We start from the raw sequence: 12,267 nt of genomic DNA, 5'->3' as shown, positions 1-12,267 counted from the left end.
AAGGGGGTGAGGCCGCGCGTACGGGCGTGCCCGTGCAGGCGTTCGGCGAGATCGGCGCCTTCGTCGCCACCCGCCACCCGCCACCCGCCACCCGCCACCCGCCGTGCCGCGCCGCCGTGCCGCTCCGCGGTGTCAGGACCCGCCCATGGCCTTCTTCAGCTCGGCGCCCGCGTTGCGGTACACGGGCAGCAGGTCGAGGTCGTTCCCCGGATAGTTGACGATCTCCACCTGCCGCGCGCCCGAGTCGGGCAGGACCTTCCCGGTGGACATGTGCGCGTTGTCGAGCACCAGCGCCGGCTTCTTCGCGGACAGTTCCGCCAGCTGCGCGGGGGTGACCGGCTCCGGCCCGTACGTACCGACCGTGGTGGCGCCGGCCAGCTTCGCCGACCACGTGGAGAAGACCTGGCTCACGACCGCCGGGCTCTTCCCGTCCGGCCAGGAGGCCCGGACGTCCTGCGAAACCCGGCCGTACTCGGCGTCGAAGGCGGCCGCCCACTGCGCGGCGGCGTCCTCGGTACCGAACAGCTTGCCCAGCCGGGCGACTTCGGCCTTGACCTTGTCGGTGTCGTTGTCGAGGTTCACCTCCACCAGCTCGGCCTTCGAACCGGCGGCCTCCTTGATCTTCGCGGCGTACGGCTCGAACGGCGCGTACAGCACGAAGTCGGCCTTGCCCACGGCGGCGAGATCCGAGGGCTTGGGATCGTAGTCCGGCGCGTGGTGCACCGACTGCGGCACGATCACCTTGACGTCCACGGCGCCGGCGGCCTTGGCGAAGGCCCCCTCCCAGGTGGTGGTCACCACGACGACGGGCTTGCCGCCCTTGCCCGCCGCCGTACCCCCACCACCCCCGCCAGAGCCGGAGCCGGATCCGTCGGCGTCGCCGCCGCAGCCGGTCACCAGGGCCAGCGCCGTACTCAGTGCGAGGAAAAGGGTGATGCGGGCAGTGCTGCGGACGCGGGTTCCGGGCGCCATGAGGTGATGCTCCGTTCGGGTACGAGATGCACCGCGAGGACGAGCGCCCCCGCGGTCAGGACGAGGACGGGACCGGGTGGCCAGTCCAGCCAGAGGGCGACGAGGAAGCCGGTCAGGTTCACGAAGACGCCGATCGCGACCGCCCACCCGGTGATCGACCTCAGCGAGCTGCCCAGCCGCCGCGCGGCCAGGGCGGGCAGCAGGGTCAGGGCGTCGACCAGCAGGGCGCCGGTGAGCTTGATGGCTCCGGCGACGGCGACCGCGACGAGCACCAGCAGGACCGCGGTCAGCGCCCGCACCGGCACGCCGGAGCACTCCGCGAGCTCCCGGTCGTACAGCAGCAGCGCCACATCGCGCTTCCGCCACCAGAACAGGCCGGGTACGAGGACGGCCAGCACCCCGAGCACCACGAGGTCGGCGCCGCCCACCGACAGGATCGACCCCCACAACAGCGCGAACGCGCCGGAGGCGTTGACCCCGGAGACCGCGAGGAGCAGGAGCGCCGCGGCGATCGCCAGGCTCATCAGCAGCCCCATCGCCCCCGATAGGCCGTCCGGCGTCCGCGCCAGCGGCGCGACGCCGGCCCCCGCCAGGGCGCAGGCCACCAGCGCACACAGCATGGGGTCGAGGCCGGTCAGCAGGCCGACGGCGATGCCCAGCAGCGCCACGTGCATCATCGCGAACCGCACCGGCATGATGTCCAGTCCGACGATGACCACACCGATCACGGGCAGCCCGACGGCGGCGAGCAGCAGGGCCACGCCCGCGCGCTGTACGGGCAGCAGCTGGAGCAGGGTGCCGATGTCGGCGCCGGCCAGGGTGCTCGTCACCGGACCTCCCGCAGCCGCCCGGCGGCCATTTCCAGCACGCGGTCGCAGCGTTCCGCGAGCGCCCGGTCGTGCGTGACGACGACGAGGGTCACGGGCAGCGCCGCCAGTACGTCGGCCGCTTCGTCCTGGCCGGCGAAGTCGAGCGCGGCGGTCGGCTCGTCGGCGAGCAGCACCCCGGCGCCGGCGGCGACGCAGCCGATCGCGCGCGCCAGGTACATCCGCTGCAGCTGTCCTCCGGAGAGGGTGTGCAGGGGCCGCCCGGTCAGCGGCCCGACCCCCAGCCGGTCGGCGGCCTCGCCGGCCGCGCGGAGGTCTCCGCCGCTGGCGAGCAGTTCGCCGCCGAGGAGGGGGAACCGGCCGGCGGCGGGCTTCTGCGGAATCCAGGCGCAGGCCCGGCGCCGCCGGGCCGCGTCGCCGGGCCGGCCGCCGACCAGGATCGAGCCGGTGTGCCGGTGCAGGCCGAGCACGGCGCGCAGCAGGGTGGTCTTCCCCGAGCCGTTGGTCCCGGTCAGCGCGACGCGTTCGCCGGCCGCGATCTCCAGATCGACGTCGGCCACGGCCTCGACCCGGCCGTGCCGGCAGCCCACGCCTTCCATCCGCACGTCCAGCCCGCCCATCCCACGCCCTCCGCCCGCGCCGGCCCGGTGCCGCGCGGGCAGTTAGTCGCGGCGGACGGCCTCTCGGTTCCGGCGGACCGCGATCCGTTGGTCCCACCGGCTCACACGGCGCCGGCCCGGCGGACGCCGGGGCGGCGAGAGGCTTGGTGGGCGGGACCGACGGAACCGGGTAACGTCTTTGTCATGTTCTTCCAGACCCGATTTACGAGGGAGAGCGTGACGGGCCCCTGCTGACGTCTCCGATGTCGCCGCGCCCGTCCTCCGCCGATGAATCCGTAGATCACTTCACGACACGACCGGGAGAACCCGTGACCGACAGCAAGAACATCAACAACCCCGTGGGCCAGGGCGGCGGCCACCGCAAGAAGCTGTCCCGCGCCGAACGGCAGAACAACGGCCCGCACCGCAACCTCGACCGCAAGGGCGCCGCCGACCAGAAGGCGGAGCTGGTCCGCAAGATGCGCGAGAAGGCAGCCGCGGCCGAGGCCGCCGGGCAGACGGGCGACGCCACCGCCCAGAGCTGACGCACCGCCGCCGAGGGGCGCCACCGCACGGGACAGGGCCCGGACCGCGACACGCGGCCCGGGCCCTACCGCCGTCACAGACCCGTCCCGTAACCCAGACCGGGGCGACGGCCACGGGCGAGACCTTCAAGGCCGCCCCGCCCCGTAGTCGCTCAGTGAGCCACCCGAACGCAGAAAGAGCCGGTGCAGATTTCTCTGCACCGGCTCTCACCTGGTACTACAGCGTCGGGGTGGCGGGATTTGAACCCACGACCTCTTCGTCCCGAACGAAGCGCGCTGCCAAGCTGCGCTACACCCCGATGTCCACCCTTGCAGCGCTGCTGCCCTGGCGACATCGATTACTTTAGCGGACCCTCGGCCGGAGACGAAATCCGGTTTTCGCGCGGCGGACGGTAGTGGTCCAGCGCGACCAGGGCGAGGCCGAGGGCGTAGAAGCCGATGCCGAGTACCAGGGAGTTCAGGGCGACCCGGGCGTAGCCGTACTCGGCGACGTCGATGAAGGGGTACGTGTACCGGCCCCGGACGCCGGGGGAGTGGAGCGCCCCTCGGGTCAGCGCGAAGACCACGTAGGCCAGGGGGTACGCCAGCCACTGCGCGGCGTGTCGCGGGCGCAGGCGGCGCGGTGCGGTGAGGAGGAGGAAGTCCAGGACGGCCCCGACGGGGGTGACCGTGTGGAGGAGCTGGTTGGCGACGGCTCGGGCCCCGGACAGCTTGTCGAGGTCCTCGACCACGTTGAAGGGGCTCGCCGGGTTGTCCAGGACCAGGTGGAAGACCAGGCCTGTGACCAGGATGAACAGGAGGACCCCGCCGCGCCAGAGCGGGCCGACGTCCGGCTCACGCCGGTGGACGCGCACGGCCGAGAGGGCGAAGACCACCGCGACCAGGATGTTCGTCCAGATCGTGAAGAAGCTCAGGACGCGCGGCGCGCTGCCGTACGCGCACTCGATGACGATGCCGGCGCAGGCCGCAGCCGCGATCAGCGCGCGGAAGGCGACGGTCGTGACGCGGAGCGCGGCGGGTGTGGTCATCCGGGAAACGTACTCGACCCGCGTGCCATGGGGTCGGGGTCGGGGCCTGGAGCTGGACCTAGGCCTTGGGAGTCAGCGTCAGGAGCGTCGCTTCGGGCGGGCACGCGAACCGTACCGGGGTGAAGCGGTTGGTGCCGCAGCCCGCGGAGACGTGGAGGTACGCGCGGTGACCTTGCGCCTCGTGCGTCGAGAGGCCCTTCACCCGCTTCGTGTCCAGGTCGCAGTTGGTGACGAGCGCGCCGTAGAAGGGGATGCACAGCTGGCCGCCGTGGGTGTGACCGGCCAGGATCAGGGGGTACCGGTCGGCGGTGAAGGCTTCCAGGACGCGCAGGTACGGGGCGTGCACCACGGCCATCGAGAAGTCAGCGTCCGCCTCCGGGCCGCCCGCGACCCGCTCGTAGCGGTCGCGCTTGATGTGCGGGTCGTCCAGCCCGGTGAAGGCCAGCTCCAGCCCGTCGAGCTTGAGCCTGCCCCGGGTGTTGGTGAGGTTCTGCCAGCCGGCCGCGTCGAAGGCGTCCCGCAGGTTCTCCCACGGGTTGTGGACGGCGCCGACGACCGGCGCGTTGCCGTTCAGCCCGTGCTTGCCCTGGGTCTTCTCGATCAGGTAGCGCCCGGGATTGCGCAGCCGGGGGCCGTAGTAGTCGTTCGACCCGAAGACGTACACGCCGGGGAAGGACATGAGCGGGCCGAGCGCGTCGAGCACCTCCGGCACGCCCTCCGTGTCGGAGAGGTTGTCGCCCGTGTTCACCACGAGATCGGGGCGCAGCCCGGCGAGGGACTGGAGCCAGGCGCGCTTCTTGCGCTGCCCGCCGACCATGTGGATGTCCGAGACCTGCAGGACCCGCAGTGGCCGCATCCCCCGCGGGAGCACGGGCACCGTGACCCGGCGCAGGCGGAAGGACCGGGCTTCGAAACCGGCGGCATAGGCCACACCGGCGGCTCCCGCCGCGGCGATCCCGGCGGTGACCTTCAGGGGTACTGCGTAACGCGCGCGCATGCCCTCATGTTCGCAGACCCGGCGGCCGTACCGGGAGGGCGGATCGGGAGGGCGTACCGAGAGTGCGGATCGGCGTACGGGCCGGGGTGCGGATCGGCAGGGTGGACGCGGCGGCGGCCACGCGGCGGAAACGAACGGGCGCCGAGGCCCCCGTACCTGACAGACTCATGCACATGACCACGCTCAAAGCCAAGCTCCAGGAAGACCTCACCGCCGCCATCCGCGCGCGCGACGAGCTGCACTCGTCCACGCTGCGCCTGACCCTTTCCGCCATCACCAACCAGGAGGTCGCGGGCAAGGAAGCCCGGGTGCTCTCCGACGAGGAAGTCCTCAAGGTGATCGCCAAGGAGGCGAAGAAGCGCCGCGAGGCCGCTGAGGCCTTCGCGCAGGGCGGCCGTCCCGAGCAGGCCGCGCGCGAGACCGCCGAAGGCGAGTTCCTCGACACCTACCTCCCCAGGCAGCTCGGTGACGAGGAGCTCGACGCGATCGTGGAGCAGGCCGTCGCGGAGGCCAGGGCGGCCGGCGCCGAGGGCCCGCGGGCCATGGGCGCGGTCATGAAGATCGTGAACCCGAAGGTCGCCGGGCTGGCGGAGGGCGGGCGTGTCGCCGCCGCCGTCAAGAAGCACCTCTCCTAAGGCGAGCGGCGAGCGGCGAGCGGCGGGCAGCGGAAGCGGCGGAAGCGGCGGAAGCGGCGGAAGCAGCGGCAGCGCCGAGAAAGGGGAGGGCCCCCGCCGGATCCGGCGGGGGCCCTCCCCTTCGTGATGCTTCCACGGGTCCTACGGGTTCTCCGTACCGCCGATGATGCCCGGCGGGATGTCGATCCCGCCGATCGGGTCGGTCGGGGACCCGCCCCCGGTGCCGGCGGCCGTCTGCTGCCCGCCCGGCCGCCCGTCACCGGGCTTGCCGTTGCCCGGCTTCCCCGGCTTCCCCGGCTTGTTCGGGTTGGGGTTCGGGTTGGGGTTCGGCTTGCCGCCCGCGGCCGGGCTCGGGGTGTCGGGGATGTTCACCGTGCTGAAGCCCGGCGCCTCGCGGCCCGACAGCGCGCCCGAGACCGCCTGCTTCCAGATCGGGCCCGGCAGACCGCCGCCGAAGACCTTGTCGTAGTAGTGGCCGCCGATGGTGATGTTCTCCATCGACACCTGCTTGGTGCCGCCGGAGCCGACCCACGTGGCGCCGGACATGTTCGGCGTGTAGCCGACGAACCAGGCGTTGTACCGGCTGTCGGTGGTACCCGTCTTGCCCGCGCTCTGCCGGTCGGTCAGACCGGCCTGCTGACCGGTACCCGAGTCGACCACGCCCAGCAGCAGCGTGTTGACGGTGTCGGCGGTCCGCTCGCTCATCGCGCGGTCGCACTTCGACTTCGGCACCGTCAGTGCCTTGCCGTGCGAGTCGGTGATCGACTCGATGGCGACCGGGGTGCAGTACGTGCCGCGGTTGGCGAAGGTGGCGTAGGCGTTGGCCATGGTCAGCGGGGACATGCCCTCGGTGCCGAGCGCGATGGCCGGGACCTCGGGGAGCTTGGTGCCGTTGGCCGGGATCACGCCGAGCTTGGAGGTCATCTCGGTGACGGGGCACAGGCCGATTTCGGAGATCATCTCCACGAAGTAGGTGTTGACCGACTTGGCCATCGCCTCCTTCATCCCGTACGGCCCGACCTCGGACTCGGTCTCGTTCTCCACCCGGTCCTTGGCCGTGTTGACCCAGGGCTTGTCACCGCAGGTCTGCACCGGGCTCGGGTAGTCCATGTCGTACGGGGCGTTGTACATCTTGGTCGGCGGCAGCCCGCGTTCGATGGCCGAGGCCGCGACGAACGCCTTGAAGGTGGAACCGGTCGGGAAGCCGAAGTTCGAGCCGCCCATCTTCTTGTCCACCGAGAAGTTGATCTGGGTCTCGTTCTTGCCGAAGCCGTACGGCTTGGACTGCCCCATGGCGAGGACCCGCCCGGTGCCGGGCTGGACGAGGGTGACCGCGGTGGCGACCTTGTCGTCCTGGTCGACGTGGTCCTTGATGGACTCGTTGACCGACTCCTGCGACTGCGGGTCCAGGGTCGTGCGGACGGTGAGGCCGCCCTGGTTCCAGACCTTCGCCCGCTCCTCGCGCGTCTTGCCGAAGGCGGCGTCGTCGAGGAACGAGTTGCGCACGTAGTCGCAGAAGAAGCCCGCGCCCTTGACGGCGGTGATGCAGCCGTTCTTGGGCTTGACGACCTTCAGCTGGACCGGCTTCGCCTTCGCCTCGTCCGCCTCCGCCTGCGAGACGTCCTTTATGTCGGCCATGCGCTGGAGGACGACGTTGCGGCGCTTCATCGCCTCCTGCGCGTCGTTGACCGGGTCGAACCGGCTCGGCGACTGCACCACGCCCGCCAGCAGCGCCGACTCGTCCAGGGTCAGGTCCTTGGCCGGCTTGCTGAAGTACCGCTGGGCCGCGGATTCGATCCCGTACGCCTGCTGCCCGAAGTACGTGATGTTGAGGTAGTTCTCGAGGATCTTCTTCTTCCCGAGTTCCTCCTCGACCTGGATCGAGTACTTCAGCTCGCGGATCTTCCGGCCGAGGCTCTTCTCCTGGGCCTCGCGCACCTTCGTCTCGTCGTCGCCGGCCTCTTCGACGAAGACGTTCTTCACGTACTGCTGCGTCAGCGTGGACGCGCCCTGCGCCGCGCCGCCCTCCTGCGCGTTGCGGTTGACCGCGCGCAGGATGCCCTTGAGGTCGACCGCGCCGTGCTCGTAGAAGCGGGAGTCCTCGATCGCGACGATCGCCTTCTGCATGTACGGGGAGATCGCCGTGAGGGGGACCACCTGCCGGTCACGCGAATAGACCGTGGCGATCAGGCCACCCTCGGAGTCGAGAATCGTGGTGCGCTGACTCAGCGGCGGAGTCTTCAGATTGGCCGGGATCTCATCGAACCCTTCCACCGTGCCCTTGGCCGCGAGTCCCAGGGCGCCGGCGCCCGGGATCGCGATGCCCGCGAGCACGACTCCGGCGAGAACGGACACACCGAGGAACTTGGCGGCCTGCTGTGGCCCCGTGAGCCCGCCGCCCGAGCGCTTCTTTCCCATGGAGGGCAGCCTACGTTCTCATTCGCCGGACACGCGCGAATGCCTTGGCCTAAGCTGCCCTCAACTGTCACAGCAGTGCGAGGGGACATCAACCCCTCGGCTTGTTTTTCACCCTTCCCGAATGGGTGGACGCATGTCCGAATGCCGCCCCCTGTGATCACACGGAACCGCCGATTTCACCCAGATCGCCGGAATGGTCGGGCATGTCGCGGGATCACTCCGTCGGGTGATCTGCCGCTTACCCATAGTCCGTTCGGACCATTCAAGATTGGGCCCGTCGGGGGTGTTGCGCCGTGCCCGGCTTCCGTAACGTCCTCAACTGGCAGCGGTGAATATGCCGCTACCGCCGTGGGGGAGCCTCGATTCGGGAGAGGACGGCGCCGGGATGGGCTGGGTTACCGACTGGAGTGCGCAGGCAGCCTGCCGCACTACCGATCCGGATGAACTGTTCGTTCAAGGAGCGGCACAGAACAGGGCCAAGGCGGTGTGCACCGGTTGTCCGGTGCGGACCGAATGCCTGGCCGACGCGCTCGACAACCGTGTCGAGTTCGGAGTGTGGGGCGGAATGACCGAGCGGGAACGACGTGCGCTGCTGCGCCGGCGTCCCACCGTCACCTCGTGGCGGCGACTGCTCGAAACCGCGCGTACGGAGTACGAGCGCAGCACAGGCATCCTCACCGTGGATGTCGACGGGGAGATCGGCGTCCCGTACGAGACCTACGCGGCGGCCGGGTAGATCACCCGCGCCGTCCCGCGTACGAAACGGCCCCCGCACCCGGGGGTGGCGTACGGACGCTCACGCTCCGGCCGGAACCCCGGCCGCGAGTCGCTCTCCGATGGCCCGCAGCCCGGCGAGGTCGTGCACATCGCCGGGCAGGGCGGCCACTTCACACACCGCCACTTCGGGGTGCAGCGAGGTGAAGCGGTCACGCGTGCGCTGTTCGCGCGCGATCACCTGCATGCGTTCCGCGTGCAGGCGCAACAGCCCCGCCGTGATCTCGTCCACGTCGGTGTCGGGGTCGTGCCCCGCACCGGTGTCCGTGACGCCGTCGGCGTCGCTGTCGGTGTCGGCGCCCGCGTCGGCGACCGCGCTGGGGTGGGAGGAGTCACGAAGTCCAGCTTTCCCGGACTCCTGATCGACAATGCCGCCCGCTTCAAGATTCTCCGCGGCGGCCAAGGCCCGTTCCGCGGACAGCTGGTCGGCGCCGCTGCCGTGTACCCGGTTCAGTACGAGACCGGCCAGCGGCATGCTCTCCGCCGCCAGCCGCTCCACGAAGTACGCCGCCTCGCGCACCGCGTCCGGCTCGGGCGCCGCGACCACGACGAAGGCGGTACCGGGAGCCTGGAGCAGCCGGAAGGTCGCGTCCGCGCGGGTGCGGAAACCGCCGAACATGGTGTCCATGGCGGCCACGAAGGTCTGTACGTCCTTCAGCAGCGAGGCACCCATCAGCTTGCTGAGCGTGCCCGTCATCATCGACATACCGACATTGAGGAACTTCATCCCCGCCCGGCCGCCCACCTTCGCCGGAGCCATCAGCACCCGGATGAACTTGCCGTCCAGGAACGACCCCAGGCGCCCCGGCGCGTCGAGGAAGTCCAGTGCGGACCGGCTCGGCGGCGTGTCCACCACGATCAGGTCCCAGTCGTCCCGCGCCCGCAGCTGCCCCAGCTTCTCCATCGCCATGTACTCCTGCGTGCCCGCGAACCCGGCCGACAGGGACTGGTAGAAGGGGTTGGCGAGGATGGCCTGCGCCCGCTCCGGGTCGGAGTGACCTTCGACGATCTCGTCGAAGGTCCGCTTCATGTCGAGCATCATGGCGTGCAGTTCGCCGCCGCCGGGTCCCGTCACGTCCTGGACCCTGCGGGGGGTGTTGTCGAGGGAGTCGATCCCCATCGACTGCGCCAGCCGGCGCGCCGGGTCGATGGTCAGGACGACCACCTTGCGTCCCCGCTCGGCCGCCCGCACGCCGAGCGCCGCCGCGGTCGTGGTCTTGCCCACCCCGCCCGAGCCGCAGCAGACGATGATCCGGGTCTGCGGGTCGTCCAGCAGCGCGTCGACGCCCAGCCGGGGCGGCGTGTCCAAGCCGGTGCCGACACCGGTGCCGGTGCCCGTCCCCATGCCCTTGCGGGTGCTCGCGCCCCTGGCCGTGCTCGTGCGCATGCCCGTGTCCGTGTCCGTGCCGGTGACGGTGCTCGTGCTCGTGCTGGTGCCCGTGGTCGTGCCCGTGGTTTCGCTCATGCCGATTCCCCTTCCCCGCCGACCTGCTCGCGCAGCTCCGCGGCCAGCCCGTAGAGCCCGGCCAGATCCATCCCCGCGCCGAGCAGGGGGAGTTCGTACGTCGGCACGCGCAGCTCCTCCAGAGCGGAGCGCTGTGCGCGCTCCAGCCCCACCCGGCTCGCGTGCTCCACGGCCTGCGCGAGCAGCGGATCCACCAGCCGCTCGGCCAGCCCGCCGCGCCTGGCCCCGCCGAGGCCCGCACGGGACAGGGCCCTGGCCACCTCGGAGCGGTGCTCCCCGGCGGCGGCGCGCAGGGCGTCCTCGTCGAGGTGGTGCGGGCGGACCATGTTCACGACGACCCGGCCCACCGGCAGGCCCGCCTGCCGCAGTTCGGCGATCCCGTCGGCGGTCTCCTGGACGGGCATCTCCTCCAGCAGGGTGACCAGGTGGACGGCCGTCTCGGGGGACTTGAGCACCTTCATGACGGCCTGCGCCTGGTTGTGGATCGGCCCGAACCGGGCCAGGCCCGCCACCTCGTCGTTGACGTTCAGGAAGCGGGTGATCCGCCCGGTCGGCGGAGCGTCCATGACCACGTGGTCGTAGACGAACCGCCCGGCCTTGTCCTTGCGCCGCACCGCCTCGCACGCCTTGCCGGTGAGCAGCACGTCACGCAGCCCCGGCGCGATGGTCGTCGCGAAGTCGATCGCGCCGAGCTTCTTGAGGGCGCGGCCGGCCGAGCCGAGCTTGTAGAACATCTGGAGGTAGTCGAGGAGCGCCCGCTCGGCGTCGATGGCGAGCGCGAACACCTCGCCGCCGCCCGAGGCGACGGCGATCTTCCGCTCCTCGTACGGGAGCGCCTCCGCGCCGAAGACCTGCGCGAGACCCTGCCTGCCCTCGACCTCCACCAGAAGAGTCCGCCTGCCCTCGCGTGCGAGGGCGAGCGCGAGTGCGGCGGCGACCGTGGTCTTGCCGGTGCCGCCCTTGCCGCTGACCACCTGGAGCCTGCTCACAGGGCCCGAGCCTAATTCCTTCCGTGCGGTGGGGGTGGGGCCGGGGGGCCGGGGCGCGGCGCGGCAGGCACTACGCTCGCCCTCATGACCAAGAAGTTCGAATACGCGACCGTCCCGCTGCTGGTCCACGCCACCAAGCAGATCCTGGACACCTGGGGCGAGGACGGCTGGGAGCTCGTCCAGGTCGTACCCGGGCCGAACAACCCCGAGCAGCTCGTGGCGTACCTGAAGCGGGAGAAGTCGGCATGAGCGGCGTCGTCGACGCGAAGCTGGCCGAACTCGGCCTGATCCTCCCCGAGGTCGTCCCGCCGCTGGCCACGTACCAGCCGGCCGTGCGGTCGGGCGCGTACGTGTTCACCGCGGGCCAGCTCCCGATGATCAAGGGCAGCCTGCCGGTCACCGGCAAGGTCGGAGCGGAGGTCTCGGCGGAGCAGGCCAAGGAGCTGGCGGCGACCTGCGCGCTCAACGCGCTGGCCGCGGTGAAGTCCGTGATCGGCGACCTCGACAAGATCGCGCGTGTCGTGAAGGTCGTCGGCTTCGTGGCCTCGGCCCCCGACTTCACCGGGCAGCCGGGCGTGCTGAACGGCGCGAGCGAGCTGCTGGGCGCGGTCCTCGGCGACCGCGGCGTCCACGCGCGCAGCGCGGTCGGCGTGGCGGTCCTCCCGCTGGACGCCCCGGTCGAGATCGAGATCCAGGTGGAGATCCTTCCTTCCTGACCCGCCTTCGCGCCCCGCGCACCCCTCAGGCCCCGGCGGGCCCCGGACTGGCGTCCGTGGGCCCCGCCGGGGCCTTCTGGCGGGGCCGGCGGGCTGGTTTCAGCCCCCGGTGCTGGAGGCGCGGGATCCGGGGCGGAGCCCCAGGGGCTCGTGCGCGGCCCCGCGCCCACGGGTCCGGCGGAGCCCAGGGTCACGCCTCCGGCGGAGCCCCAGGACTGCAGACGGGCGGGGTGGGGACCAGGCCCGCGCGGTGCCGTACGCAGCCGCCGACGGGTCCGGGCGACGCGGCCGCGTGCCTGGTG

13 protein-coding genes and 1 tRNA gene are annotated in these 12,267 nt (G+C 71.4%); 5 read left to right on the top strand and 9 right to left on the bottom strand.

The window, feature by feature from the left end:
- Positions 1-132 precede the first annotated feature (132 nt).
- The 3 genes from ABZY44_RS27965 to ABZY44_RS27955 are packed head-to-tail and all read right to left on the bottom strand — an operon-like array spanning position 133 to position 2,419.
- Entirely contained in the window at positions 133-972 is an 840-nt protein-coding gene (locus tag ABZY44_RS27965) for a zinc ABC transporter substrate-binding protein (protein ID WP_356658496.1), read from the bottom strand.
- Positions 915-1,802 (bottom strand): metal ABC transporter permease, encoded by an 888-nt coding sequence (locus ABZY44_RS27960; protein ID WP_356658494.1) that lies wholly within the window; start codon positions 1,800-1,802, stop codon positions 915-917. Before ABZY44_RS27960 ends, ABZY44_RS27965 begins: the two co-directional genes overlap by 58 nt.
- Positions 1,799-2,419, bottom strand: coding sequence for an ATP-binding cassette domain-containing protein (locus tag ABZY44_RS27955; protein ID WP_356658492.1), 621 nt, complete (start codon positions 2,417-2,419; stop codon positions 1,799-1,801). The genes ABZY44_RS27960 and ABZY44_RS27955 overlap by 4 nt, the downstream gene beginning before the upstream one ends.
- A 308-nt stretch (positions 2,420-2,727) precedes the next feature.
- Here ABZY44_RS27955 and ABZY44_RS27950 point away from each other — a divergent pair, with 308 nt between their 5' ends.
- Complete coding sequence (locus tag ABZY44_RS27950; protein WP_356658490.1) at positions 2,728-2,943, top strand: DUF6243 family protein; 216 nt, start codon at positions 2,728-2,730, stop codon at positions 2,941-2,943.
- A 225-nt stretch (positions 2,944-3,168) separates the two neighbouring features.
- Here ABZY44_RS27950 and ABZY44_RS27945 read toward each other — a convergent pair.
- The 3 genes from ABZY44_RS27945 to ABZY44_RS27935 form a co-directional block, all read right to left on the bottom strand.
- Positions 3,169-3,242: transfer RNA gene (locus ABZY44_RS27945), tRNA-Pro, on the bottom strand.
- A 39-nt stretch (positions 3,243-3,281) separates the two neighbouring features.
- Positions 3,282-3,971 carry a Pr6Pr family membrane protein gene (locus ABZY44_RS27940; protein ID WP_356658488.1) on the bottom strand — a complete coding sequence of 230 codons (690 nt, stop codon included), beginning with the start codon at positions 3,969-3,971 and terminating at the stop codon, positions 3,282-3,284.
- A gap of 58 nt (positions 3,972-4,029) precedes the next feature.
- Entirely contained in the window at positions 4,030-4,968 is a 939-nt protein-coding gene (locus ABZY44_RS27935; protein ID WP_356658486.1) for a metallophosphoesterase, read from the bottom strand.
- A 173-nt stretch (positions 4,969-5,141) separates the two neighbouring features.
- On the opposite strand from ABZY44_RS27935, the gene ABZY44_RS27930 reads away from it, so the two are divergent.
- Positions 5,142-5,603: a GatB/YqeY domain-containing protein gene (locus ABZY44_RS27930; protein WP_356658484.1), complete on the top strand. Its 462-nt coding sequence runs from the start codon at positions 5,142-5,144 to the stop codon at positions 5,601-5,603.
- 141 nt (positions 5,604-5,744) lie between these two features.
- Here ABZY44_RS27930 and ABZY44_RS27925 read toward each other — a convergent pair whose 3' ends face one another.
- Positions 5,745-8,021 (bottom strand): transglycosylase domain-containing protein, encoded by a 2,277-nt coding sequence (locus ABZY44_RS27925; RefSeq protein ID WP_356658482.1) that lies wholly within the window; start codon positions 8,019-8,021, stop codon positions 5,745-5,747.
- A 385-nt stretch (positions 8,022-8,406) separates the two neighbouring features.
- Between ABZY44_RS27925 and ABZY44_RS27920 the strand changes: the two genes are divergently transcribed.
- Entirely contained in the window at positions 8,407-8,757 is a 351-nt protein-coding gene (locus ABZY44_RS27920) for a WhiB family transcriptional regulator (protein ID WP_356658480.1), read from the top strand.
- Between the two features lie 60 nt (positions 8,758-8,817).
- On the opposite strand, the gene ABZY44_RS27915 is transcribed toward ABZY44_RS27920, so the two are convergent.
- Positions 8,818-10,140 carry an ArsA family ATPase gene (locus ABZY44_RS27915; protein ID WP_356658504.1) on the bottom strand — a complete coding sequence of 441 codons (1,323 nt, stop codon included), beginning with the start codon at positions 10,138-10,140 and terminating at the stop codon, positions 8,818-8,820.
- A 116-nt stretch (positions 10,141-10,256) separates the two neighbouring features.
- Entirely contained in the window at positions 10,257-11,249 is a 993-nt protein-coding gene (locus ABZY44_RS27910; protein WP_356658478.1) for an ArsA-related P-loop ATPase, read from the bottom strand.
- A gap of 84 nt (positions 11,250-11,333) precedes the next feature.
- Between ABZY44_RS27910 and ABZY44_RS27905 the strand changes: the two genes are divergently transcribed.
- Both ABZY44_RS27905 and ABZY44_RS27900 read left to right on the top strand, forming a co-directional pair.
- On the top strand, positions 11,334-11,498 hold the full coding sequence (locus ABZY44_RS27905; protein WP_107089134.1) for a DUF4177 domain-containing protein: 165 nt from the start codon (positions 11,334-11,336) through the stop codon (positions 11,496-11,498).
- Positions 11,495-11,965 (top strand): RidA family protein, encoded by a 471-nt coding sequence (locus ABZY44_RS27900; protein WP_356658476.1) that lies wholly within the window; start codon positions 11,495-11,497, stop codon positions 11,963-11,965. Before ABZY44_RS27905 ends, ABZY44_RS27900 begins: the two co-directional genes overlap by 4 nt.
- Positions 11,966-12,267 lie beyond the last annotated feature (302 nt).

This window comes from Streptomyces sp. NPDC006544 (genome assembly GCF_040611715.1).
GTDB lineage: Bacteria > Actinomycetota > Actinomycetes > Streptomycetales > Streptomycetaceae > Streptomyces.
Note: the sequence above shows the minus strand (reverse complement) of the source record. Positions and strands in the feature narration are given on the sequence as shown.

Coding starts and splice junctions, on each gene's coding strand:
- ABZY44_RS27965 (WP_356658496.1), bottom strand. CDS start 972: ATGGCGCCCGGAACCCGCGTCCGCAGCACTGCCCGCATCACCCTTTTC.
- ABZY44_RS27955 (WP_356658492.1), bottom strand. CDS start 2,419: ATGGGCGGGCTGGACGTGCGGATGGAAGGCGTGGGCTGCCGGCACGGC.
- ABZY44_RS27940 (WP_356658488.1), bottom strand. CDS start 3,971: ATGACCACACCCGCCGCGCTCCGCGTCACGACCGTCGCCTTCCGCGCG.
- ABZY44_RS27935 (WP_356658486.1), bottom strand. CDS start 4,968: ATGCGCGCGCGTTACGCAGTACCCCTGAAGGTCACCGCCGGGATCGCC.
- ABZY44_RS27930 (WP_356658484.1), top strand. CDS start 5,142: ATGACCACGCTCAAAGCCAAGCTCCAGGAAGACCTCACCGCCGCCATC.
- ABZY44_RS27925 (WP_356658482.1), bottom strand. CDS start 8,021: ATGGGAAAGAAGCGCTCGGGCGGCGGGCTCACGGGGCCACAGCAGGCC.
- ABZY44_RS27920 (WP_356658480.1), top strand. CDS start 8,407: ATGGGCTGGGTTACCGACTGGAGTGCGCAGGCAGCCTGCCGCACTACC.
- ABZY44_RS27915 (WP_356658504.1), bottom strand. CDS start 10,140: ATGGGGACGGGCACCGGCACCGGTGTCGGCACCGGCTTGGACACGCCG.
- ABZY44_RS27905 (WP_107089134.1), top strand. CDS start 11,334: ATGACCAAGAAGTTCGAATACGCGACCGTCCCGCTGCTGGTCCACGCC.
- ABZY44_RS27900 (WP_356658476.1), top strand. CDS start 11,495: ATGAGCGGCGTCGTCGACGCGAAGCTGGCCGAACTCGGCCTGATCCTC.